Here is a 24,491-nt window from a genome sequence, read left to right on the forward strand (position 1 = left end):
ATGTGACACATGACGTCGAACCTTGACCCCGGGCAGGTTGCCCGCGCGGCACGCGAGATCGGAGAGATCATCCACGCCAGTCCCGATGGGTCGCTCCCGCCCGGTGCTATCGAATCCCTGCTTGACCGCTACCCGTTGGAGCTCCTGCATGCGGCCGTGGCTCGGGTCGAGGGCGCCGACATCAAACTGACGGATCAGTGGATGCCCGCGGCGACGGGTAAGGAAGCTGGCAAGGACGTGCCCAAGGCGCCGGGCGGGGCGGTGGTGGTCGATGAGGCCCGCTTGGCCGACACGATCCGCGAGGCGGTCGAGGCCTACCTCACCGAGGTCGACCCGGACGAACTCGATGCCGATGATCTGGCGTGGACCCTGGTCCGCTGGATCAAGAACGGCCCACGGCCGTGAGTCTGGACGAGGCCGCCCGCGCCGAGTTGGTCGAGCAGCGCGAGTGTCCGCGCTGCACGGTGCCGCCCGGCTCACCGTGCCGTACCCGCATGGGCACCGTGGCGACCCAGTACCACACCGTCCGGTACCGGGCCGTTCCCGTCCTGCGGTCCGGTCCGCCCATCCGGATGCCGTCCGACCGGAACCCGGGGACCGTATGGCGCCCCAGCCCCGAGCCCGCCGTGACGCCGGCCGCCGTCGAGCGGACGGGCGACCGCATTGGATACGGGCGGGTGTCGAGCCGGGGCCAGGATCTGGAGACTCAGCAGCGGCTCTTGAAGAGCGCCGGGTGCCTTGACCCGCTGTACCTAGAGCAGATCTCCACCCGTCAGCGCGAACGCCCCAAGTTCCAGGCCGCGTTGGCGGTACTGCGGCCGGGTGACATTCTCACGGTCACGATGCTGGACCGGCTCGGCCGCAACACACTGGAATTGATCACCAGCGCGCAGGACATCGAGCACCGGGGGAACCGGCTGGAGATCCTGCAAGGCCCCCTCTCCGGCATCTACGAACCCCGCGGTTCCGGAAAAATCCTGTTCGCGCTCATGGCGGTCATCGCCGAGGTCGAGCGCGATTTCATCCAGGAGCGGTCACTTGAGGGCCTGGCCACCGCCGAGGCCAACGGCAAATTCGGCGGGCGGCCGCGCGCCATCGACGACGACCGGTTCGCCATCGCCCTGGCCCGCCGCCGGAATCCGCAGGAATCCGTGACCTCCATTGCCCGGCACATCGGAGTGGGACGCTCGACCCTGTACCGGGCATTCGCCGAGCACGACGCCCAAGGGCTCGCCGACTCGCAGACAGAAGAAGGAGCCCCGCGTGGATAGCGGCAGCAACATTGACGGCTTGCGGATGGCTTGTGACCCGGATATCCCGCCCGCGATCCGGCACGACCTCCAGAACTTGCCCTATCAGCCCCCGTTCTCCACCGAGGAACCGCCGGCTCCGCCGAACCGGCGGGCAGAACGGTGGTGGGCGCTAGCTGCGCTGCCGACCGAGCGGCGCCGCGAGGGAGCGGAGTTCGATCACTCCCGCACTATGGGGGAGGTTCTCGCCATCGTGGTGGGGGTTCTTCTCTTGATGCTGAGCAGCCGGGCCGACACCACCGGCGCCATGCTGACACTGGTCTGTGGCGGGACACTTGCCCTGCTCGGAGGCGCAGGATCGGCCGCCTTCGCCGTCCGAAAGATCTCAGAGTCGCGAATCCGGCCCGCACAGCTTCGCCACGACTTCCACGGCCGGTACATCCAGCCACTCGAACTCGTCGCAGAGGCCCGCCCGTTGCTGGCTCGCGCTCAGGCAGCCGTCCAGGGAGTGCAGGGCTCCGCCGTGAACCGGTTCGATCTGTTGGACCGCCAGCGCAACGGGGTTACGCTGCCCGCCCATGAATGGGAGATCGCGACCGCGCTCGCGGAGTACAGCCGGTTGATCCGGGAGCAGCGGATCACCCCGCAGGGCGAGCAGGCCGCCGCTGTACTCGGCATCCGTAGCCGTCAGCTCGCGGTGATCCTCGAAGGGATCGAACAGCGGGTACAGGGGCTGGAGGCCTACGCGTCGGAGACCGCCGAGGCCGACGCCCGGTACGCCGAGCTTCAGCAGCTCAACGCGCTCAGCACCGGTGACGGGGCAATTCTCGACCTGGCCGCCCGCGCGGCCGCCGACCAACTCGCCATCGCCGAGATTCAGGGACTGACGGCCGAGGCTACCGCCGTGGCTAGCGCGTTCCGGGACGCCCTGGAATCGGCCCGCAGCGCCGGAGTGCGGGCACTCCCTGAAACAGCCTGACGTGCGGATGAGTCGAAGTACTCAGGCGCAACGAAAGCTTGAGCCCGAGAATCAACCCACCAACAACGTAAGGACGTTTCATGAGTGAGACCACCCCGGCGGCTCCCATTCCCGGCCTGTTGGGCTTGTTGATGAACCCCCTGGTCCGCCGGGGCTACCACACTCCCGCGCTTGTGCTCGGGGTCGTGGCTCTGACCGCGATGGCCGGGGCCGCCAGCTACGGCCTGTTGGCTCTCGCCCTGGCCGACGTACTGCCGTCGCCCCTCATGCTGCTGAGCGGACTGGTCGGCTCACTGCTCGCGATTGCCGCTGGCCTTGGCCTCATGGCGCTCACGCTGACTGCCCCCGTCTGGCTCATCGCCAGCATCACCGAGCGGTGGGCCCGTCCCCGGGCGTGACCCTCCGGCGGAGTACCGGCGGGCCGCCGTGTCCCCGCTGACACCGAGCGCCGCCCCGATCACCGCCCAGGTGTGGCCCGCCGCGCGGTCGGCAGCCATCGCCGCGGTGACGAGCACGTCCACCGCGGCGAGCACGTCACGCGCGGCCAGGGTGTACCCGGCCGGGACCTCCCGCCGCTGCCGCGGCAGCGGCGGCCACCGTGCAGGGTCCGGCTCGGTTTCAGTCTCGGCCGCTGTCTCGGCTGCGAGCCGTCGAGCCGCAGCCGCCACCCCGTACGCCGCCGACTGCACGTCGTGCCGCACGTCCGCGGTGTCCTCCCAGAGCACCAGCGGGGCCTCCCGCTCCCGCGCCCACCGCTCCCGCCGGCGCCGCGCCCGCCGTCCACAGCGCTCCGAGCAGTACCGCCGCGGCCGCCCACCCCGCCCCGGGACGACCGGCGGCAGCAGCTCGCCGCACTTCAGTTCCGCGCACCGCTCCTGACGGGCCATCCGATCACCACCCCAACCGGCCGCACCGCCGCAGCGGTGCGGATTCGATCGTCCGCTAACCCTTGATTCCCGGCCGACGCGAACCGCGAACCTGCGGCCCCATGACCGGATACCCCACCAGCCAACTCGACACCTGCGAGCCGCCGTTGGGGCGCCCACGGTCCGTAAGCCTCCGTGGCCCGACCGTCGGCGTCCGCGGCGGCTCGGGGCGCATCAAACAGTCTGGCGGCGAAGGAGGGGGAGCCGGGGCCGATGCCGGACCGCACGCTTCCCGGCGCCTGGTGGGCGGGGCGCCGTTCCCCCGCCGTCGACCCGGACGGTGCGTGAGGCGACCTGCCGCCCGGGGAGGGGCTGGCGGGGATCTGGCAGCTGCCGCGATGTGGACCGGCCGGTGTGGTCGCGCCGCTCGGTACCGGCATCGTCGTGGCTAAGCAGCGTGTCGTCCGGGGCGGTGCGGACCGTGGACACCCACCGCCCAAGGCCCGTCCCAGGAACCCCGTTTCGCATGCACACGCACATCGGGCGCGAGCCCGGGAAACTCGCCAAAAAAAGGCCCTGACCTGCGGAAACGTCAGTCTTCCCACTGGCCATCTGTAGCTAGTTGCTGTAAAGTTAGTGATGTCGGAAAGGGAAGGTCGGCATCCATCCCCCCGATGACCCGTCAACACCACCGAAGGAAGCGGAAGTTCATGAACGACATCGCTCAAATCGCTGCTCTGGCCGTGCAGTTGTGGGACGGCCCCACGCACCTGACGTTCGTCCCCGGCACCGGGATTCTGTCCCCGCTGCGCGCTCACGGACTGCGCCGCGCCGGGACCGGATACGTGCCCGTCGCCTCCCACCGCGCACCCGCCAGTGACGGTGTCCGCGCCCAGCTCGCCCACCGTCTGGAGGACCTGTTGGCCACCGCGTCCGGCTGCGAGGCCCTGGCCAGCGAGCCGGGAGGCTGGTACCGGCTCGCCCTGTACCCGGTGCCCGGCCAGCCCGACGCTGCCGCCTACCCGGCCAGTGACGTGGTGCTGGACCAGGGCATGCGCCTGGCCTCACTCGGCGAGGCAGTCGTGACCGAGTACCTGCGCCTGGCCACCCCCGCCCCGGGCGACAACACGCCCCCGCTCAGCGGCGAGGACCGGGCCCACCGAGGCCTCCACCTGGTCAACCACCACGAGCGCTCCGGCGGAGGCGACGGAACGATGCCCGAGGAGGAGGAGCGCGCCCGGATCGCGGACACCATCGCCAACGTGCTGCACCACGCCGACGGATGGCACCAGCCCCGCACGGTCATCCTTGAGGCGTTCGGGCTGCACTGGGGCGACGACCTGCCCGACGGGTGGGCCGACGCCTACCCCGCCGAGTACCGGCCGTTCGTCAGGCGCGCTCCCTACGTCCCGCCGCAGGGCCTCACCACTCGCGATCTGAACGCCCTGGCCGGAGCCATCGCCGACCTGTTCGCCGCCGCCGCCCTGTACGGGCAGTGCGCCGAGGACGCCGCCGACGCCGCCGAAGCGTGCTTCTGGGTCGAGGCCGAAGAGGTTCGGTTCCGTGCGATCCGCGACGCCCGCGACACCGCCGCAGGCCGCCACCCGGTCCCCACCGGGCGCTAGCCCGCCGCCCGGGGCGGGACCGCCCGCCCCGGGCCCACGGCCCGGCCCCACGCCATCCCGAACGCGAGAGAGCGACATGAGCACCAGCACCCAGACCAAGAAGACACCCGCCCCGGCCAAGAAACTGCCGTTCCGGCTCGGCCAGTTCGACCCGCAATGCCGATACCCCGTCATCGTCGGCAAGAACACCACCATCGGTTACGTGTCCAGGTGGCACCGTGAATGGGACGCGGTGTCGAGCATCGGGACCCACCGTGTGGGCCGCCCGCCCGTCGGCAAGAGCGGCGCCGAGCACGCCGCCCAGTGGCTGTACGACCTGTACCGGACCGGGGTTATTACCTCCATCCAGGCCGACGAGGTGACCGAGGTTGTGCACCCGCACGGCCCGGCCCCGTTGCTCGACCCCCGCATGCCCAACACCCGCACCAACCGGGCGAAGGCCATGGCGGTCAATGCCCACTACGACCGGTTCGGGTGGCGGCCGGTCAGCGGCTACGCGGGCAGCGACAACCACCAGTGGCTCTACTGCGTGCCCTGCGGTAAGACCGTCGCCGTCTACCCCTCCCACCAGCGCGGACGCAACGGGGCTCCGCCGTCGCCCTACCGGCACCCCGGGTGTCTCGATGAGGCCACCATCCGCGCGTTGATTCCGGCGTACGGCCCCGCCACGACCACGACCAAGGCCGCCAAGGCGAAGAGCAAGTGACACGGCGGCCGGGCCCCGGCACGGGGCCCGGCCGCTCCCCAACGACCCGTCACCGCCGGGCCGGTCGGCATCCGGCCCGGCACCCACCCCAGGAGCGACACGACATGTACGACCGCATCCGCACCGCAGCCCAGGCCCTCTACACCGACCCTGTGTTGGTGCCCGTCGAATGGAACGACGGCCGCGCCCGCGTCGGTACCGTCCGCGACGCCCAGGCCCGCCCCGCCCCCAAGCGCCCCGACCTCACCGCGCACGAGGATGCGGCCGCCCGCGTCCGTCTCGTTGAGGCGTGCGCCGCCGACCTGGCCGACCGCCACCCCGGCGGCCGCGTCCTGATCAACCTGGGCCCGGACGCCATCGACCTGGCCCGGGGCCTGGCCGCCGACATCGCCCACCAGGCCGAGACGATGTGGCACGGCGCCACTCACCTGACGTTCCGACTCGACAAGACCAGCGCGATCAGCCGGGCAAGCCAGGTACACGGCATCCGCCGCGCCGGACCCGCCTACGTCCCTGCCCCCTCCACCGACGCCCAGGCCAAGACCGCGTACGCAGCCCGCCGGAGCCTGTTGGTGCTACTCGCCGACCTGACCACGTTCGACGTGGGATACGAAGGCCTCGCCGCCGAGCCCGGAGGCTGGTACCGGCTCGCCCTGTACCACCTGCCCGGACACGACGAGAGCACCAGCGACGCCGCCGTGCACGCGAGCGCGATCGTCTCCACCGTCGGCACCCGCCGCGCCGAGGCCGGACGCGCCACCGTGGCCGCATGGCTGCACCAGGCCACCCCGAAGCCCGGCACCGACACGGCGCCGCCCACCATCGCCGAGCGCGACGAACGCGGCCTTGCGCTCGCCGACATCCACCACCAGGCCGCGACCAACCGCACCAGCCCGGCCTACCACCAACACGAGCTGGAGCGCCGGTTGACGAGGGCGATCGTCGACGTACTGCACTACGCGGACGGGTGGCACCGCCCCGAAGTGGTGATCGGCGCCGCCTACGCCGCCCCCTACGTGCCCGACCTCGCCGAGCCGCGCGACCCGCGCAGCCTCGATGTCCTGGCCACCGTGATCGGTGACCTGTTGGGAGCCGCCGAGGCCGCAGGGCAGGACAAGGATTACTTCGCCGACGAGGCCGAAGCCGAATTCTGGGCCGACGCCGAGGCCGAGCGGGTGTACATCATCCAGGCCGCCCGCGAACACCTCTAAGCCTCTCTAAGCCCCCGTCAGGCCCCGGGAAGACCCCTTCCCGGGGCCCCGCTCCGGCCCAACTCGACGCCGGCACAGCACTTGGGGCGGGGTGCCGGCAGGGAGCCGGCCGCGCGGTCGCCGACGCATGGCCGCAGTCGGGCCCCGACCGGCGCACCGCCGCCGTACCGCCCGCCGTCGAGCGCCGCAATGCCGTCGAAGCCCCCCAAAGTGCGCACGCACCCGCCGGGCCCCCGTACGTGGGCAGCAAAAGGGGCCGGCGGTCCACCCGTGAGGGTGGCGGCATCCACCGGCCCCGACCCGTCAACACCCCACCCGAAGGAGGAGCGCGACATGTACGGCAGTCTAGCGCCAGCACCACTCACGCACGGCGCCCGCCAGATAGGACACCACCCGCACATGATCATTCCCCACGGGCACCCCGCGATCAGCGAAGCCGAGATTGCCGAGGAGGCCGGAACCCCCCTCCACACCTGGCGACGCCGCCACGGCGCGGACTTCCGCGCCCGCGTCGAAGTCATCAACCCCGGCGAGCGCCTGAAGCTGTACGACCAGGCGCAGGCCCGCGCGTTCCTCGCAGGCAAGCCCCTCCCCGCCCGGCCCGACACGTTCGAGCCGCACCCGGATGACCTGCTCAGCGACCGGGCCGCCGCCGACGTGCTCGGGGTGGACCCGAGCACCGTGCGCGCCTACGCCAAGACGGGATACATCGAGGAGGGCGAGGAACACCACGGCCGCCGTTGGTGGCGCCGTGGCCCCCTTCTGGAGCGCCGGGAGGCAGGCGACCAGCGCCGCCACCCCGAGCGCACCGGAGCCGGCCGAGCCCCCGGCTCCACCGGAGCCCCGGCCCGCCGCGCCCGCGAAGTCGCCGCCGACCTGGCCGCCGGCCAGGAGCCCACCGCCGCAGAGCTCGCCGAGCGCTACCAGGTCACCCGCACCACCGGCGCCCGCATCCTGGCCGACGCCCGCGCACTCCGGCAGGGGCAAAACGCCTGATCCATCAGGCCCGTTGAGCGGCGCCATCCGGACCAGCCGTACGGCACGGTAAGCACATGCATCGGTACCTGCCCCTCCTGCTCACCGCCGTTCTCACCACCGCCGGATGCGTCGCCGTCCCCACCCACGGACAGCCGCCGCCGACACCGGCCCCCGCCGCCGTACGGACCACCCGGCCCCCGGCCCCCTGGCCCAGCCCCCAACAGCCCCCCGCCCGCGCCGAGTTGGTCCCCATGGGCACACCCCCCGCCCCTGCACCCGCCCCCGCAGCGGCACCCGTCGCCGACCGGCACCAGGACCAAGCCCCACGCAGCCACACCCGCCAGGAACCCCGCAAAGCCGCTCAGCGCACCCCGCACAGTGCTCCACAGCGCGCCCCCAGGCCCCGGCCCCTCCCCGCGCCCGGCACGGGCATGGACGCGGGCATGGTGTGCCGCCTGGCGGCCGGAAACGTCGACCCGTCGACGCTCGCCCTCTGCCACAGCGCCTACGGGTACTGACACACCGACACCGCGAATGACGTGCAGGCACTTGCTTGTTGTTACCTGTTGCTGTAACGTTCGCTGTGTCGGGAAGGGCGGTCGGCATCCGCTCTCTCGACGGCCCGTCACCACCGAAGGGAACAGCGCGATGTACGACCACAGCCGCGACAACGAGCGAGTAATCCCGGTCATCCCCGGCCCGCGCAAGGCCTCCGAGCCGATCACCGCCAAGAAGCCGAGGGCCCCGCGCCTCCCGGCCCAGCGCGACCGCCGCACGCAGTAACTCACCACCGGCCCGGGCGGAATCCCCGCCCGGGCCCCCTTCCGCCCACTAAATTCGCGTGCACACGAGAAACGGGAACGAACGAGATGACCGAGACCACCACCGCCAAGATTCCCGCCCAGACCGACACCGAGCCGGAGGCCGGGAGCCAGGCGCCGGGCATCGAGCCGGGGCACGGCGGCCGCATCATCACCGCCCTGGAATCGGCATGGGCCGCCCTGCGCGCCAACCACCCCGACATGCCCGAGGTCGTCATGATCACCGGCACCGCGCGGCAGAAGGGCGGCGACAGGTGGGGCCATTTCGGCGCCGACTTCTGGGCCGTCCCGGCCAACTCCGAGCGCGCGAGCGAACTGTTCATCGCGGGAGAGCTCATCCAGCAGGGCGGACGGGCGGTCATGAAGACGCTGATCCATGAGGCCGCTCACGCCGTTGCGTTCGCCCGGGGCATCAAGGACACGTCTGGCGACGGGAACCGCTACCACAACAAGCGTTTCGTAGCACTCGCCGAGGAACTCGGGCTGAAGGGCCCGGCCGAGCCGATCCCTACGCACGGCTGGAACGGATGCACCATCACCGACGAGACGGCCGCCACGTACGCCGAGGTCATCGCCGAACTGGACGCCGCCCGCCTCCCCTACCTCAACGGGGCCTACCTCGGCGCCGGCACCGGAGGCGAAGACCAGGGCGACGACGACAGCGACGAGAACGGAGGCACCGCAGGCAAGCCCAAGAAGAAGCGCCGATCGGGCCGCCGCTTCGCCGTGATCTGCCAGTGCCGGACCGACGACGACAAGCCCCAACGCCGCCTCCAGATCACCCCCAAGAGCCTCGAAGACGGGCCGCTGATCTGCGGGAACTGCCGCGAGGAGTTCGCGCCCGAAGAGCCGGACGAGGACGACGACGAGTAGGCCGAGACGGCCCAAGGCGGGGGGCGCCAGCACCGGGGCCCCGCCGCCCTGTTGGCCAGCGCCCGGACCCGAACCCGGCGGCCGTCGCACCTGGCGGCCCGTCAAGTCAACGGCCGGGCACGGATGTCACTCGATGTGGCACAGCAAACCCGATGGGCTCAAGAAATATAGGGCGACACGCAAAACTCTTGCAGCAAGAGGGGCCGAAGTCTGGCATGATCGCCATCATGAACGATCGGCGACGACTGGGGCCCGCGAAGGGAACGAGGTTTCGCGCCCCCGCGTATGACCCGACCAAGGGAGCGACATACCGGCCTGGCAGCAACTTCGAGCCCGCCGAGGCGGTGAAGCTGCTCACGATCTGCGAGCGGCTGGATATCTCGGTGGCGGGGTTCCTCAATCGGGTGGTCGAGCTCATGGAGTTGGACCCGAAGACAGGGAAGCCGGTTGGCTGGCCGGACGCCATAGCGCTGAAGGAGGCCAGCTAGGGGCCAAGGACTCAACAAACGAACTGGGCTCTACCGACTGACCGGACTTCCTACCCGGACAAGCGGCCCAAGAGCCTTCGGGGTCTCAGCCTTCAAAAAGGTTTGGCGACCAGAGGCGCTGAGACTCCCGATCCAAGACGAGCACGAAGAGCGCTAGCGGTTTCCTAGGCCGCAGGCGGGGTTTCGTGCGTCCTCTAACACCGAGGAGCGTTGCGCCATCGTAGCAGCGAGCCACGGTGGCGGCACCGGCATGCCTGAACCCGGTGTGTCATCAGCGTTTTATCGACAAGACGACGCTTTTTCCGCCACCGCCCGCGCCTGTACCCCAGTGTTCGAGGGGGCATTCACTACGCGCGCCCAGATGCGGCGTGCGGAGGCTCACCGCACGCTGCGCGCGTTCCTGGCAGCGGTGTACCCGGAACGCAGGGTGCGGGCCGCTGCCGGGGAGCCGGGAGCGTGGCTGAACGAGTACCCGCCCAACACGGGCGAGGATGCGGAAATGCTCGGCGGGTACCTGCCGCACCGGGGCATGGACATGGACCGCCCGGTGGCGGTCCATCTCGCCCTCAAGCAGTGGCGCCGCAAGGGCCGCCCCCACCTGTTCCGGTTCCCCACGTTCGACCTTGACGCCAAGATCGTCGGGCCGGTCCAGGCAGCCGCCGACGCCGCGTTGCTGAGCGAGGCCCTGCGGGCCGAGGGCATCGGGCCGGTACCGGTGGCGTCCGGCTCGCCGGGCGGCATCCATCTGTGGACCGGATGCGCCGAGTTGGTAGACCCGTCCGTGGTCTACCGGATCAACGACGCGGCTCAGCGGCTGTGTCCGTCGCTCGACGGCTCGCCGCTCGGCAACGCCAAGGAAGGCCTTGTACGCCCGCCCGGGGCCGCCCACCGCAACGGCGGGTACAGCGCGCTGACGGCCCACACCGTCGGGGAGGCCATCCGGCTGCTCGGCCCCGACTCCGCCCCTGCCGCCGCGTTCGAGCGCCTGGCCGTCCGGCTGGAGACGATGGCCGCCGCCCTCCCCGCTGTCGAAGAAGTCGCCGCCGACGAGGGCGACGACCAGGGCGGAGCCGTCGAGGACAGCAGCCACGGAGTATCCGAGCCGGGCCCGGTGCGGACACCGCCGAGGGCCACGGGACACGGCGGCCGCAAGGTCCCGCCGTCGATTGTCGCCAGGGGCCAGCGCGTTCGGAGCGTCGTCGAGGACGCCGACGGATGCCCCCGGCTGGACATGCCGTGGCGGCCGCTCGGCGAGAAGGCCGTACGCGGGCTGCGCCGCCAACTGGGCCGCCGGGACGACCACTCGGACATGAAGCACGCCCCGGCCCGCTCCATGGCTCTGGCCGGATGGACCCAGGCCGAGGCCCTGGCCGTGGTGCGCGATGCGGAGTCGTCGCCCGCGCTGGAGTGGCTGCGCAGCGAGCGCCGGGCGGACGGCACCCGCCGCCCCCGCTCGAAGGAGGAGACCGAGCGGCTGTGGGCGCGGGTGTGGTGGCTCGCCGTCGAGGACGCCGCCCGCATGCCCCACCGCCCCGAGGACGACGGGCACCAGGACGAGCCCGACGACGTACGGCGGTCCCTGGCCGACCTGTTCGCCCGCATGCAGGCCGCCGGCACCGCCCGGTGGCTGCGCGAGTCCGGCCCCGCCGACGCCGCCGTACTGCTCGCCCTGGCCTGGCTCATGCAACTGGCCGGGACGCTCGACGTGTCCGCCGCCGTCCGACGGGTCGGCGTGCTCGCCGGATACACCCCCCAGACCGCCTCACAGGCCCTGTGGCGCCTCCAGAGGGACGGCTGGATCGTCTTTACCGCCGAGGCCGAGCGGAGGGCCGGAAGGGCCCGCAGGGTGACTCTGGCGGCCAGCCACGAATGCCCCGACCACCACCGCCACCGCTGCGCCATCTACACGCCCACAGACGACGTTTCACCAGTTCACCCGGGGTCTGACAGAAGTGGAACGCCCCGCCCCCCCCGCCCCCCCTACGCCTCTCTGGGATCCCTGCGCGCGGTTCTGACGCACCAGCAGGCAGGCGTGTGGCACCACCTGGGGCACCACTGCGCGCGCACATTCTGGGCCCTGAAGACCCTCCACCGGCCCAGGCTCGCCGACCTGATGGCCGCCACCGGCTACAGCCGCCGTACGACCGTGCGCCACCTGCACCGGCTCCAGGCCCTCCAGTTGGTCACCCCCGGCCTGGCCCGCCGAGGAGAGCCCACCTACGCCGTCACCGGCCGCAGCCTGTACGAGGCAGCCCAGGAGACCGGCACCGCCGACCGAACCGCCCAGCTCGCCACCACGGCCCGCATTGACCAGGCCGTACACGAGTGGTGGAGCGCCGAGGAGGCCCACCGCTCCCTCCCGTACAAGGAGCGCCCGGAGCGCCCCGGCCCGGACCAACTGGTGTTCCCGGGCATGGACCCCCGCGGCCGCGCCTACCCCCGCGACGTTGAGGGCCGCCCCGACCACCTGCGCGCCCGCCTCATTGAGGCCCAGCGGATCGGCGCGATCGGCATCCTGATGCACGCCCAGGAGCTCGCCGCCACCGGCCAGTTGATCGACCCCGTGCACCTCAGCCCGACTGGAGCCACCCCGGCCCGGCCAGGCCGCCGCCGCACCACCGTCCAGGCCCGGACCGACGCGCGACACACGGGAGAGTGAACCTGCCCCGCCCAGCCCCCTGGGCGCGGTAGAGTTGCCCTCAGCGAACGGCACCCCCAGGGAGAACATCAGCCCCCTGGCACCGCGAGCAGGCCGCCGGAGAGACAGCCTCCCGCCGGCATCACGAGGCCCCCGCCGAGTCGGGGCCACCTCACCCGAGAACCCATTCGCGTGCACACGCGAACCGGCCGAGCGAGATTCCGCCGCCGGAGGGAAGACCCGGGAACGAGGGAAGGCGGCATCGCCGCCGAAGACGCGGGCCGCCAGGCCCGCCGCACGACCGGCCGACGAGAAGTCGGTAGACCCCCCGAAAACTAGCGGCCGACAGCTAACGCATAATTTCTGGAATACTAGAAACAGTAATCCAATATTTGCTAGACTGTGGGCATGGCAGAAACCACCGAGGAAACCGCAGGCCGGGACCCGTACGCGTACCGGTACGTCGTCGAGGGCCGGGTACGCGCCGCGCGCTACACCGGCCCCCTGGCCGAGGCCGAGGGCCGCATGGGCATCGACCGGGGCACCGCCGAACTCACGATCCGGGTGCACGACGCCGGGCAACACGGCGTACTGCGCCGCGAGGTGGTCGAGGCCCTGGCGCTCGACGGCTACGGGGTGCGCACCCGCCGGGTGTATGCCGATCTGCTCGCCGACCGGCTCGACCGGCACGCGCTCACGATCGTGGGCGACCCGTTGAAGGTGGCCCGGTTCGCCGCCGACCTGCCGGGACTGCTCGCCGTGATCGAGGCGGCCGCCGCCCGGATGCTGCGCCAACTTGCCACGTGGCTGCGGGACTCCGCGCACGGGCAGCGCTGGACGGACCAGAACGGCACGGCCGCATGGCGGTGCGAGCGCCAGCACTGGCGCCGCGTCTACATCCGTCACCTGGCCCGCTACGTCGCGCTCGCCCGCCACGACGCCGTCACCGGGGCCAACGCGCCTGACTGGTCGGAGAACTGGATTCGGCTGGCGCCCGCGCTCGCCCTGGCGCACGCCACCGGCATCGACACCGAGGCCGTCCGCGACCACATGACCGAGGCCCTGCTCTACGCCAACGCCGTGCACGCCGAGCCCGTCGAGGTCGAGGAGGCCGCGCCCGCCCGGGTGTCGAGGTACGCGACGGTGTACGACGCGATCCACGCGCCGGTCGAGTTCAACGACGAGATCGGCGACGTGGTGACGACGTACGGACCGGCCGCCGACTGGGAGACGGAGATGGAGACGGCCGACGCCGTGGCCGTCGAGGAGGACCAGGAGGTGACGGCGGCCGCCGTCGAGGCCCTGGCCGAGCTCGCCGACGCGGCCCCCGCGCCGCAGCTCAGCGCGTCGCCCGCCGCCCGGCCGGTGCCGTCGAGGGCCAGGACCAGGCCGCGGATTGTCATCGGGCGCCGCCGGTACGGCAGCATCGACCACCGGGCCCGGCTTCGGGACCGCACCCGGCCGTTGCAGCGCGCCAGCGCTCCCCCAGCCCGCGCCCGCCGCACCACCCCCGCCAGCAGGAAGGCCCGCACGTGACCGACGAACACCCGAGCCCTGACGACCTGTCCCAGGAGTCGAAGGACTGGTTGCACGGTGTCGGTATTCCGACGGGTAGCGCGGCCGAGGAGCCGCCGGCCCCGTCCGTCGAGGACGACCAGGACCAGGAGGAAGAAGCCCCGTACGGGTACTGGCCCGAGCCGTGCCTGAACTGCGGCAAGCTCATCCCGAAGGCCAAGCCGTCCGGCGCCGGACGGCCGCCGGAGTACTGCGACCGCAGTTGCCAAAACGAGAAGAAAGCCGCCCGCGCGCGCGAGCGGAACACGCCCGGCCTGCCCGGGCAGATCCTCCGCGCCGAGGAGATGACGACCCGGCTCGAACAGGTCACCGCAGACCTGCGGTTGGAGCTCGTGAAAATCAACTCGCCGGAGGGCATGGAGGCTCGGTTGGCGGCCGCCCGTGCGGCCAACCAACGCGATGTTGCGCAGGCGAATCAGAAGGCCGTCGAGGCCGTCGCCGACGCCGCCGCCGCGCGCTCCGAGGCGAGCCAGGCCCGCGCCGACCGCGAGGCCGCCGACGCCGCCGCCGAACGCGACCGCACCGCACGCCAGGCCGCCGAGGACGCCCAGGAAGACGCCGAGCGGAACCAGCGGACCGCCGAGCGTGAGCGCGACGCCGCCCGCATCGCAGCGACCGACGCCAAGACCGCCCAGGAGCATGCCGAGCAGGAACGCGACACCGCGACCGGCCGGGCCGAACAGGCGGAGCAGACCGCCGCCCAGGCCGAGGACGACCGGGCCCACGCCGTCGAGGAGCGCGACCAGGCCCGCCAGGAGGCCGCCGCGGAAAAGGCGTTGGCCGACGACGCCAAGACCCGCGCCACCGAGGCCGAGAACGCGGCCGAGGAAGCCGAGCGCGTCCGCCAGGAAGCCGTACGCGCCCAGGAGAAGGCCGAGCGCGAACGGGACGACGCCCGCCGCGCGGCCGACGCTGCCCAGACGGCCGCAGGTAAGGCCGCCGACGCCCAGGCCAAGGCAGAGCGGGAGTTGAAGGAGGTGACGGCCGGATACGCCAAGGCCATGGACGAGACCAAGGACGCCAAGCGCGCGGCCAGCGCGGCGAACGACCGGGCCACGGAGAGCGCACGAAAGCAGGCGGAAGCGGAGAAGCGTGCGGACAAGGCCGATGAACGCGCCGGGAACGCCGAGGCCCGAGCCGACCGAGCCGAGGCGCGCGCGGAGACCCACATCAGGGATGTGAACGCCCAGCTTGCCACCGAACGGGAGGCCCACCGCAGGACGGATCGCGAGCTTGGCGCCGCCGAGCAGAAGGCGGCCGATGCCCAGAAGCACGCAGAGGAGTGGGAACGGAAGTTCAACAAGCTCGCCGAGGAGCTGCGGAAGTTCGGCCAGCGGATCGACGAGCGGGACCAGGAGGTACGAGAACTCCGAGGAGAGCTGAACGCACTCCGCAACGCGGCACCCTCTCCGGCCGAGGAAAAGAAGCCGACTCGCCGCGCCACCAAGAAGGCCGCCAAGGACGACACGGCCCCCGTGCGCATCGAGGGACAAGAAGCGATGAACATCCCGGGCGTCGAGGACGGTTCGGAGAACAGCCCGCAGGAGTAGTAACCCCCGCCCGGAGTCGAAAGGTTGGGCAGTACGTGACGACAACGATCGTGAACCAACGCGGCGGAACATGTGCCGACTGCGACACCTACGTACCGGCCAGAGCAGGCACCTGCACCAAGGCGCCGGGCGGCTGGACTGTCCACTGTGCGGACCACGGGCCGAAGCCCGGGGCCACCGCCGCCGGCCCCGGGCGACAGCGCAGCACCGAGGACCAGGAGCAGGAGCCCGCCCAGATCCGCTACACGGGCACCCCAGCCCAGGTGACGGCTCTGGTCGAGGCTCTGAAAACCGCCCCACACATCAAGGTGCGGCAAGTCTCCCAGCAGTACGAGCGACGCGAGGAACCCGGGAGCGTCAGCGTCCACGTGCGGGCCGAGGTCGACCCCCGATTGCTCGCGGTCATCGAGCGCGAGGAGGCCGAGCGGTGACGGCCACCACAGCCAAGACCAAGGCCCGCGTTCCGGCGCAGCCCTACGAGCACCACGAGGGCCTCCCCGTCTTCCGGAGCGGTGATGCCCCGGAGGAGCTGCGGACAGAGACCCAACTCAAGAACGAGCGCCTCAAGCTCGCCGAGGAGCAGAAGCCGCACGCGTACCTGCGCATCTACCGGCGCGGGACCGGGTGGATGCGGGTACCCCTCTACTCCCCCGGCGAGGCCGTGAAAATGCGGCCGCTGTCGGCCCACCAGCAACGGCAGAAGACCGCCCGCCGCACCTGCGCACGCTGCGGCATCGTCCAGGCCCGGCCGATCAGCCCGAACGACTACGTCACGTGCTGGCCCGGCAAGCCGGACCAGCATTGCCCAACCTGCCTGGCGGAGCTCTACACCGAGTGGTGCCACACCTGCGACGGATGCGGCACACGGTTCGAGAACACCCATGTGGGCAGCGGGACATGCCCGGCGTGCAAAGCTCGCCGCGAGCGGGCATACGTAGTCGTTCACCGGCTGATTCGCCGTCACTGCCCGGAGTGCGGCGTACGGACCGCGACACAGGCCGAGATCGAGGAGGCGGACACTGCCGACACGTACGGCCGGGTGCACGAGTTCCCCCGGACCTGCCAACCGTGCCGGGCCGAGCAAAAGCGCCAGGCCGAAGAGTGCCGGCGGGCCGCCGACCGGGCACGGTGGGACGAGCTTGGGCCGGTCCGCCAGTGGGCCCGCAAAATCGTCGCCGAGCCGAGCGCATTCGCCATCTTGGACACCGAGACGACGGGACTCGACTCAGACGCGAAGGTGGTCGAGATCAGCATCACCGACGGGTCCGGACGCATGCTCTTGGACACCCTCGTGAACCCGGGTGTCCCGATCCCCGACGAGGCCCGAGAAATTCACGGAATCGCCGACGAGGACGTATGCGACGCTCCGCGGTTCGGAGAGATTCTGCCCGCACTCACCGAGGCACTGGCGGGCCGCCGCGTGGTCATCTACAACGCCGACTATGACGAGAGAGTGTTGGCGTACGAGCTGGACCGCCACCACCGCGAGCACACGCCCGCAACGGAGTTGTCGGAGGGCAAGCGGCACCCGGCGGCCGCCGCATGGATGAAGAGCCAACGGTGGGATCAATGCGCGATGCTCGCGTACGCCGTCCATGTGGGCGACTGGAGCGACTACCACGGTGACTGGCAGTGGCAGCGGCTCGGCGGAGGTCACCGAGCCCTAGGCGACTGCCAACGCGTCGCCGAGATCATCAAGGAAATGGCAGAGGTTCCCGACCCCTTTTAGGCCGTACCGGCGTGCCGGGCCCGCTCTCGAATCGGTAGCGGGCCCGGTGTTTTTTCTGCACTCTCCTCGATATTTCGCGTGCACATGTGAACCGTTCGCGTGTGCACGCGAATGGGGTTCCCCGATACGGGCTTTGGGCGGTGGGTGGCCACGGTCCGGAGTGCCCCGGACGACACGCAGAGCGGCCACGACGATGCCGGTACCGAGCGGCGCGACCACACCGGCCGGTCCGCATCGCGGCAGCTGCCAGATCCCCGCCAGCCCCTCCCCGGGCGGCGGGTCGCCTCACGCACCGTCCGGGTCGACGGCGGGGGAACGGCGCCCGGCCCACTACCCTCCGGGAAGCGCGCGATCCGGCATCGGCCCCGGCTCCCCCTCCTTCGCCGCCAGACGTCTTTGATCCGCCCCGAGCACCCGCACCCGCCGACGCGGTGGGCTACGGAGGCTTACGGACCCTGGGCGCTCATGATCGGGGCGGCCCGGTTGGGTATGTAACTACCTTGTTAGATTGCGCATCCCGCGAACGGGTGCTTTTCACGGCCCGATGATGAGGTTGATTGCTTCTCGGGCGATGCGGCCGAGGGTGAAGATTTGCGCCTGTAGCTGCTCCCGTCGAGCGCGCGCTGCGCGGGAACGGGAGGCGCCGGGGCCGATGAGGTTTTCGGCGTAGAGCCTGGCGACGGTTGGCGCGCTCACGCGATATGCCGCGAGCTGCGCGGAGTCGACCAGTTCGGGGGTGAGGTCAAGCGCGAGCTTGTCCCCGAAGTGCGCGTTCGGTGTGCCCGGTCGACGCCCGGCGAGTCTCTGCATTTCGCGCTCTTCGGGTGTGAACGGGGCCCAAGGCCCGGCGAGGTCAGGGGCTGCGAGCCGAGCCCGCATGGCAGTCTCGACGAGGTAGCTTTGCCCGGGCCATTGTTGAGGCCGGAGCCGGAAGGCCTCGCGGCGGATCGGTTCAGGGGTCGGTTCGGCTGGATGGAGCCGCAGCCGTTCCCGCTCGGAGGCCAGCCAGTCCGCCTCAGCCCGGGCGTTCTCGCTCGCGATCGTCCGCAAGGCCTCTGCCTGTTCGGCGTGGACCCATACGAAGGTGTTGAGCCTCCCGGCGACCATCCGGACCTCCCCTCTTTCTGTTCGGGTGAACGGCCGGCCCCGGCCCGTCGAAGTACGGGCCGGGGCCGAGGTGATCGAGTGTCAGGCACCGGCGCCCGTGGAGGCCGATGAGGAGCTTTCGGCTGCGCTGGGCGTGCGTGGAGCCGGAGGCTTCTGGCGGGGCGACGTCCGGGGCCGTCCCTTCGGACGCTTCGTGGGTCCCTCGGCACCCAGCTGCTTGAGCTCCCCTTCCGTCCAGCCCGCGGCCTGAGCATCGGCGTAAGCCGCGCCGTACGCCGTTTCGGCGGCATCGAGGAGAGCTTGCAGGCGCTTGCGTTCGGCGATGGCTGAGGCGAGAGGCTGGATCACCTCCATACGGGAGGCGAGCAGGCCTTGGGCGGTTTCGAGCAGCGACTGAGCGTCAGTTCCGGTCGTATTCGCGGGAGGTGTCGTCATGCGCGCCATCGTAGCGCTGCCGACGCCCGGCGACATGGGGCAACGGCCGCCACGCGGCTGTGGGTTGAGTGGTGGGGGGCCAGCCCCCCACACCCCCGTTAAGCGGCTCCGCCGCGTGCCGCCCCACCTGCCGCGGCACCCCACCCGGGCCTCCTATGTCGGAGCAAGATGTGAGTTAATGTTCCATTAACTCGTGTCGGCGGCCCCAACTCGCTACGCTCGCTTTGATGGGGCCGCCTTTTCGGTCCGGGCACGGACCGATGGTTAGGGGCTGTCCCTCGTACGAGGAACAGGGGTTTATGAGCACAAAGAAGCGTCAGAGTCGCCGCCGTGAACGACAGACCGACGCACCGCGCCGCCACCGTGTGAACGTCGCCTACAACGACAACGAGCTAGCCGCCCTCACGATGGCCGCGACGGCGGCCGGCATGGCCGTGTCGGCGTACGTCGCGCAGGCTGCATTGGCGGTCGCCCGTGAAGAGATTTCCCCGGCCCCGGTCGAGGAGAAGTCGCAGTGGCGTGAGCTGCGGGACGCGGTGATCGCAGTCAACCGGATCGGTACCAACTGGAACCAGATTGCGCACGTGAAGAACGCAGGAGGCGACGTGCCCGACCCGCAGTTCAACGCCGTGAGAGCGCGCGTGGACGAGGCGGTTTCACGACTCCATGACGCCACGGTCACGCTAGTTCAGCAGATGAAGGGCGGTTAGGTGTGTTCGTGAAGCGGGCGAGGGACGGCCAGCGGACATCAGGGCTACTGCACTATCTGTACGGGCCGGGCAAGAAGGACGAGCACACCAATCAACACATGGTGGCTGCGTGGGCAGATGGTGTGCCCGATCCAGGCCGGGACAAGGGCACGTCGATTCCCTATCTTGCGGCCCTGTTGGATGCTCCGGTACTGGGCTTGGAGAGCACACCACCGGCGAAGTACGTGTACCACTTGCCGGTGCGTCTGGCTCCGGAAGACCGCACCCTGACAGACGCCGAGTGGAAGGAGATCGCAGGCGAGTTGATGCATGCGGTAGGGATCGCCGAGAAGGGCGATCCGATGGGCGCGCGGTGGGTCGCGATCCGGCATGCAGATGACCATATTCACATCGTGGCGACGCTTGCCCGGCAAGACGGTTTGAAAGTCCCGCTGTCGTTCGACAAGCGCAAGATGCAGGAGAAGGCCAAAGAACTGGAGATCCGGTTTGGGCTGCGCCGCTTGAACCGCGGTGACAAGACCGCGAAGCAGTGGCCGGGACAGGCCGAGATCGAGAAGGCTCAACGCAAGGGGCGAGCTGAGCCGCCCCGGATGACCCTGCAAACCAAGGTTCGTGAAGTCGCTGGCTTGGCGACCAGCGATGCCGATTTCTTCGGCAGAATCGAGCGGGCCGGGCTGCGCCTGAACAAGCGCACGGCACCGGACGGGAATATCACCGGCTACTCGGTTGCCCTCCCTGGTGACCGCACCGGGGGCGGCCGCGCCATTTGGTTTTCCGGCACACGCCTGGCCCCTGATCTGTCCCTTCCTCGCGTCCGTGAGCGCTGGACGGGAGTACCCGCCGTTGCCCAGGCCGTGCAGGCGCCGAACAAGGCGGCCGCGTGGCAGCTCGCCGCGGAACACGTCCACCAGGCGGCCGCCATTCTCGGGCGTGCAGGCAACGAGGCCGGAGCCGGTGAAGTGATGGCACTCGCCGACCTTTTGACCGTCGCCGCCGCCCAGGCCCCGCAGGAGGTCCGGGACGAACTGCGCGAGGCCGCCCGAGCCTTTGAGCGGTCCGGTCGCGCGCCCACCAGCCGCCGCACCACCAGCCAGGCATACGGCCATCTGCGGACCGCCGCGCAGATGCTCGCCATGACTACGGCACTCGCCGCAGGAGGCGGAGAGGCCGGGGCCGCCCTGGCACTTCTGGCCGCCGTCGCCCTGGCCATCACCGCCGCCATGCGCTTCCACCAGGCCGCCCAGCACCGGGCCCAGGAGCAGGCCGCCGCCGCAGCCGGCGCGCACCTGCGGGCCGCCACCGAAGTGGCGTTCGGCGCCCGAGGACGCGGGGCGACCTGGCGACACACCGAACCCGGCATCGACCGCCAGGCCCTCACCGAGACGTACGCGCCGATCGTGCGCGCGGCTCTCCCCGAGCTTGCGGAAACCGCGCTCGGCGAGGCCGCATGGCCCGCGCTCGCCGCGACCCTGCACCAGGCGGAGAACGCCGGTTACGACCCCGGCCAGGTGCTCGCCGAGGTGGCCCAGGTACGCGGATTCGGCGACGCCGACAGCGTGTCCGAAGTGTTGGTGTGGAGGCTTCAAAAGCGGCTGGACGCCGACGTACGCAACGGCACCGCCCCGACCCCGGCTCCCGCCCCCCGGGTCGAGGGCGGCCGCGTGCTGGCGTGGCGGATCAGCCACCGCGATTTCCGCAACGAGGCGGACGTGACCGTGGACGACGCCAGCGGGTCCGGGATACTTCCCGACGGTATGTCACCCGAGATGTTTGCCCGCCAGAAACTCCAGGAGTTCGCCGCCAAGAGCACGACTCCCACGCGGTACAGCATCAGCGTGCACGAGCAAGGCCCCGACGGGCGACACACGCGCGTGGCCTATCTCCCCGAGGGCAGCGTGACCCCGACACCCTCAGCCGCCGACACCGGGGCGGCCCACACCCCCGACAACGGCGGCACGGGCGAGGGCGAGAAAACCCCCACCTCCCCGACCACACCGCCGCCCGTCCTCACCCGCACGGGAGCCATGGAGAACATGCCGCTCGGCGATGGGCCCCACGCGCCGACGCTCGGCGCGACCGTTCGCAGCGCCGTCCCCGGGTACGCGTCCCAGGTGCTCGCTGACCCGGCGGCCAAGGCCCTGGCCGACCAACTCACCGCCGCCGCCCGGGCCGGACACGCACCGGCCGACGTGCTCGCCGAGGTCGTCGCCGTGCGCGACTTGGACGACGCCGACAGCGTGGCCCAGGTACTCACCTGGCGCATGCAAGGACGACTGCGGAGAACCGGCCCGGCGGCCCCGCTCCCCCGCACCGACCGCAGCCGGACGAGCACGTCCACCGGGCCACAGCAGACCCCGGGCGAGCGGAGCGCCGCCGACCGCGCGGCTCAGGACGCAGCACGCCGCAACCAGCCCCGAGGGCCCCGCCGTTGACCCCCACTCACAAAGGAGCCATCCCGCCGAAAACCCCGTACGAAACGAGGTCCGCACCGCTAGCGTCAAAGGACCGAGACGAGCAGAGAGATGAGGACAGCATGACGACAGGAAATGAGGTGACACCGTGAGCGACATCAATCCAATGGAGCACGCCGCCGGACAGGCCGCGTCCACGGCCGCCGTCGCACTCCAGGTACTTGTCATGACGGCCCAGGCCCTGCGGGAACACCAGCAGCGCCAAGCCGCCGCGGCGGCTCAGAACCCGACCCCGACACCTCCGGCACCGCAGCCGACCGCACCGCCCAACCCCGACCACGAGCGGTACGCGGCTATGGTCCGGGGCACCGTCCAACCGGCCGATGTGGCCGCAGCCATGGTGTCTGCTCCTCAGTGGCCCCAGCTCGCCGATGAGTTGAAGAAACTCGAAGGCGCCGGCGTCGATGTGGGCCAGTTCCTCAAGGACGCTGCGCCAGTCATCGCCCGGATGGACGCGGACCTGCGCACAGGGTCGCCGACACCCGGAGTCACCGCTACTGGCTCCCTGACTGCCACCGCACACAACCCGTTCGCGGCGCCGTCCGGCGAGAAGCCCGAACGTGATGGCCCCGGCCTCGTGGAGCGATTCGTTGAGTGGGTCAAAGAGAAGTTGGCGAATCTCTTTGGCAAGGAGAAACCTCCGCTCGGCGATCGAAGCGGCGACCTGGCCAGGCACGGTATCGGCCCCCAGGAGAACGCGAAATTGGTAGTCACCGCCCGCGAAGCACTGGCCGACGAGACTGCGTTGGGACAGTTGGTAACCTCCCGTGAATGGCCGGGTATCGCAGCCCAAATGCGCGACCTCCAACAAGCGGGCCACAACCCGCGCGAGGCCCTGGCCGGAATTCCGATCCGTATCCAGCAGGCCGCTGCCGCCGGAATCAACCTCACCCCCGCCGAGGCGGCCCGCGGATTGCTCAACGACCAGGCCAAGACCTCCCCTGCGCCGGCCGCCCCGTCGACTACAGCGACGACGGAAACGGCAGCCCCGAAGGCATCGAGCACGGCAGCACCGGCAGCGGCACCGATCGTGAACGGGCGAGCGGCGGCCGCCACCGCGCAGTCCACCACTGTGGCTCCCGGCAGCACGGCGACCGCCGGCCCCGAGGCCGCCCGCACCACTCCGGCCCCCAAACCTGCCCAGTGGCGCACGCACGGCCGCTGAGTAACTGCCAGCGCCCGACGAGAAAAGGAGGAGACGCATGGAGGTAACACCGCTTCCGCCCCCTGACCCGGCACGCGTCTCGGGTCTGTTGGAGCAGGCCATCACTGCTCAGCAGCAGGGAGACGAAAAGGGAGTGTCGAGGGCGTCCGCCGAGATCATGAGGAACGCCAACCCCGCGCAGTACGCCGTGTTCATGGGAGCCTGGGAGGCCCACCCCGAGGACATGCGCAAGGTTCGCGACACAATGCGGGCCGCGAACCGGATCAATGCGGAGGCGTCGCCGGACCAGCGGATCACGCCCCCGTCCGCCCGGGCGGCAGCCGCCACCGCGACGTCCACCACCGTGGAGCCCGGAGCGGCCCCGAAGACCGGCCCGCAGGCCGCGAGCACGACCCCCGTCCAAAACCCCGGCCAGGGGCGTACGCACGGACGCTGACCGGCAACCAGCCAGGAGGGAACGACCGTTGAACCAGAACTCACGCACCCCCGGCACCGCCCCTGACACAGCGACGCCCCGCCCCACCGCGTCGACCACCACCGGCAGCACCACCGGCCGGTCTCACGAGGAACGTGAGCGCGAGCGCCAGGCCGCCGCGCTCGCCCGCAGCAGCGCCGACCATCAGTCCCGCGCGGACGCCGCACGCGGCGACGCGGACACTGCCCGAGGCATCGCCGCGGAGGCGGCCGGAGCCGGTGACATCGCCACCGCCGGGGCCGAGTGGGGCCGGGCGGCCGGACTGGACGGCCTGGCCGCCGTGGAGGACACCGTGGCCGACATCGACGCCCGCGCGGCGGCCGCCACCGCGACGTCCACCACCGTCCCGCCTGGGCAGGGACGCGGCCGCGCCGGCCGCAAGAACCCGGGCGCCAACCAAGGCCAGGGACAGGGCCGTACGGCGCCCACTCCCCCGGCCGGTCCGCCGCGCCGCATCCCGTAGAAACCGCGTGCACATGCGAACGGGCCGGAGGGGAAATCCCTCCGGCCCGTTGCCGTTCATGGTGACGATCAGGCGCCCACGGCCGCCCCCACCGCTTCGACGGTTATCTAGGGTCCAGGGCACTTCGCGCAGGTCAGGCGGCATGATCCGCTGTCAGTCACGTAAGGCAAGTGGGACGTCGGAAGTGTTTCGACCGAAACACTTCCTGGACGCCCGTTCGGCGGCGACGGCCTCGGCCGTAACACGCCGCTGCCGCGTGCGGCTACGTACGGGCCGCACTGGAAAGCAGCAGCAACAGCGGGGAGGCCCGGGGAGTAGTGCCGCCGAGCCCTGGCCGCGACCGGACGGCGGTGCCCGATTTGTGACCTCGTTCCGA

General features: G+C 71.1%; 24 protein-coding genes. 22 read left to right on the top strand and 2 right to left on the bottom strand.

The window, feature by feature from the left end:
* Positions 1-9: 9 nt before the first annotated feature.
* From ACSHXC_RS43280 to ACSHXC_RS43360, 17 genes are all read left to right on the top strand, one after another.
* Complete coding sequence (locus ACSHXC_RS43280) at positions 10-405, top strand: hypothetical protein (RefSeq protein ID WP_438297886.1); 396 nt, start codon at positions 10-12, stop codon at positions 403-405.
* Complete coding sequence (locus ACSHXC_RS43285) at positions 402-1,271, top strand: recombinase family protein (protein ID WP_438297888.1); 870 nt, start codon at positions 402-404, stop codon at positions 1,269-1,271. Before ACSHXC_RS43280 ends, ACSHXC_RS43285 begins: the two co-directional genes overlap by 4 nt.
* Positions 1,264-2,229: a hypothetical protein gene (locus ACSHXC_RS43290; protein WP_438297890.1), complete on the top strand. Its 966-nt coding sequence runs from the start codon at positions 1,264-1,266 to the stop codon at positions 2,227-2,229. The genes ACSHXC_RS43285 and ACSHXC_RS43290 overlap by 8 nt, the downstream gene beginning before the upstream one ends.
* 80 nt (positions 2,230-2,309) lie before the next feature.
* Entirely contained in the window at positions 2,310-2,627 is a 318-nt protein-coding gene (locus tag ACSHXC_RS43295) for a hypothetical protein (RefSeq protein ID WP_438297892.1), read from the top strand.
* A gap of 1,178 nt (positions 2,628-3,805) precedes the next feature.
* Positions 3,806-4,720 (top strand): hypothetical protein, encoded by a 915-nt coding sequence (locus tag ACSHXC_RS43300; protein ID WP_438297894.1) that lies wholly within the window; start codon positions 3,806-3,808, stop codon positions 4,718-4,720.
* Between the two features lie 76 nt (positions 4,721-4,796).
* A complete protein-coding gene (locus ACSHXC_RS43305; protein ID WP_438297896.1) occupies positions 4,797-5,426 on the top strand; it encodes a hypothetical protein in 630 nt (209 codons plus the stop codon).
* 104 nt (positions 5,427-5,530) lie between these two features.
* Positions 5,531-6,637 carry a hypothetical protein gene (locus ACSHXC_RS43310; RefSeq protein WP_438297898.1) on the top strand — a complete coding sequence of 369 codons (1,107 nt, stop codon included), beginning with the start codon at positions 5,531-5,533 and terminating at the stop codon, positions 6,635-6,637.
* Positions 6,638-7,036: 399 nt separating this feature from the next.
* Positions 7,037-7,633 carry a DNA-binding protein gene (locus tag ACSHXC_RS43315; RefSeq protein WP_438297900.1) on the top strand — a complete coding sequence of 199 codons (597 nt, stop codon included), beginning with the start codon at positions 7,037-7,039 and terminating at the stop codon, positions 7,631-7,633.
* A 56-nt stretch (positions 7,634-7,689) separates the two neighbouring features.
* On the top strand, positions 7,690-8,133 hold the full coding sequence (locus ACSHXC_RS43320; RefSeq protein ID WP_438297902.1) for a hypothetical protein: 444 nt from the start codon (positions 7,690-7,692) through the stop codon (positions 8,131-8,133).
* A gap of 130 nt (positions 8,134-8,263) precedes the next feature.
* Complete coding sequence (locus ACSHXC_RS43325; RefSeq protein WP_438297904.1) at positions 8,264-8,398, top strand: hypothetical protein; 135 nt, start codon at positions 8,264-8,266, stop codon at positions 8,396-8,398.
* An 86-nt stretch (positions 8,399-8,484) separates the two neighbouring features.
* Positions 8,485-9,309 carry a hypothetical protein gene (locus tag ACSHXC_RS43330; protein ID WP_438297906.1) on the top strand — a complete coding sequence of 275 codons (825 nt, stop codon included), beginning with the start codon at positions 8,485-8,487 and terminating at the stop codon, positions 9,307-9,309.
* 215 nt (positions 9,310-9,524) lie between these two features.
* Positions 9,525-9,797: a hypothetical protein gene (locus ACSHXC_RS43335; RefSeq protein WP_438297908.1), complete on the top strand. Its 273-nt coding sequence runs from the start codon at positions 9,525-9,527 to the stop codon at positions 9,795-9,797.
* Between the two features lie 361 nt (positions 9,798-10,158).
* Positions 10,159-12,456, top strand: a complete 2,298-nt coding sequence (locus tag ACSHXC_RS43340) for a hypothetical protein (RefSeq protein WP_438297910.1) — start codon at positions 10,159-10,161, stop codon at positions 12,454-12,456.
* Between the two features lie 387 nt (positions 12,457-12,843).
* The gene (locus ACSHXC_RS43345) at positions 12,844-13,971 is read left to right on the top strand and encodes a hypothetical protein (protein ID WP_438297912.1); all 1,128 of its coding nucleotides are present in this window, start codon (positions 12,844-12,846) and stop codon (positions 13,969-13,971) included.
* Complete coding sequence (locus tag ACSHXC_RS43350) at positions 13,968-15,560, top strand: hypothetical protein (protein ID WP_438297913.1); 1,593 nt, start codon at positions 13,968-13,970, stop codon at positions 15,558-15,560. The genes ACSHXC_RS43345 and ACSHXC_RS43350 overlap by 4 nt, the downstream gene beginning before the upstream one ends.
* 35 nt (positions 15,561-15,595) lie before the next feature.
* Complete coding sequence (locus ACSHXC_RS43355; protein WP_438297915.1) at positions 15,596-15,991, top strand: hypothetical protein; 396 nt, start codon at positions 15,596-15,598, stop codon at positions 15,989-15,991.
* Positions 15,988-17,289: a 3'-5' exonuclease gene (locus ACSHXC_RS43360; protein ID WP_438297917.1), complete on the top strand. Its 1,302-nt coding sequence runs from the start codon at positions 15,988-15,990 to the stop codon at positions 17,287-17,289. Before ACSHXC_RS43355 ends, ACSHXC_RS43360 begins: the two co-directional genes overlap by 4 nt.
* A gap of 534 nt (positions 17,290-17,823) precedes the next feature.
* Here the strand turns inward: ACSHXC_RS43360 and ACSHXC_RS43365 are convergent.
* Both ACSHXC_RS43365 and ACSHXC_RS43370 read right to left on the bottom strand, forming a co-directional pair.
* Positions 17,824-18,396 (bottom strand): hypothetical protein, encoded by a 573-nt coding sequence (locus ACSHXC_RS43365; RefSeq protein ID WP_438297919.1) that lies wholly within the window; start codon positions 18,394-18,396, stop codon positions 17,824-17,826.
* Positions 18,397-18,477: 81 nt separating this feature from the next.
* Positions 18,478-18,831, bottom strand: coding sequence for a hypothetical protein (locus ACSHXC_RS43370; protein ID WP_438297921.1), 354 nt, complete (start codon positions 18,829-18,831; stop codon positions 18,478-18,480).
* Positions 18,832-19,130: 299 nt separating this feature from the next.
* Between ACSHXC_RS43370 and ACSHXC_RS43375 the strand changes: the two genes are divergently transcribed.
* From ACSHXC_RS43375 to ACSHXC_RS43395, 5 genes are all read left to right on the top strand, one after another.
* Positions 19,131-19,541, top strand: coding sequence for a plasmid mobilization protein (locus tag ACSHXC_RS43375; protein ID WP_438297922.1), 411 nt, complete (start codon positions 19,131-19,133; stop codon positions 19,539-19,541).
* Between the two features lie 8 nt (positions 19,542-19,549).
* Positions 19,550-21,973, top strand: a complete 2,424-nt coding sequence (locus tag ACSHXC_RS43380; protein ID WP_438297924.1) for a relaxase/mobilization nuclease domain-containing protein — start codon at positions 19,550-19,552, stop codon at positions 21,971-21,973.
* A 127-nt stretch (positions 21,974-22,100) separates the two neighbouring features.
* Positions 22,101-23,177, top strand: coding sequence for a hypothetical protein (locus tag ACSHXC_RS43385; RefSeq protein WP_438297926.1), 1,077 nt, complete (start codon positions 22,101-22,103; stop codon positions 23,175-23,177).
* 37 nt (positions 23,178-23,214) lie between these two features.
* Complete coding sequence (locus ACSHXC_RS43390; protein ID WP_438297928.1) at positions 23,215-23,613, top strand: hypothetical protein; 399 nt, start codon at positions 23,215-23,217, stop codon at positions 23,611-23,613.
* 28 nt (positions 23,614-23,641) lie between these two features.
* Entirely contained in the window at positions 23,642-24,115 is a 474-nt protein-coding gene (locus tag ACSHXC_RS43395) for a hypothetical protein (RefSeq protein ID WP_438297930.1), read from the top strand.
* The last annotated feature ends 376 nt before the right edge of the window (positions 24,116-24,491 follow it).

It is taken from the genome of Streptomyces sp. HUAS TT7 (assembly GCF_051550175.1).
Lineage (GTDB): Bacteria > Actinomycetota > Actinomycetes > Streptomycetales > Streptomycetaceae > Streptomyces.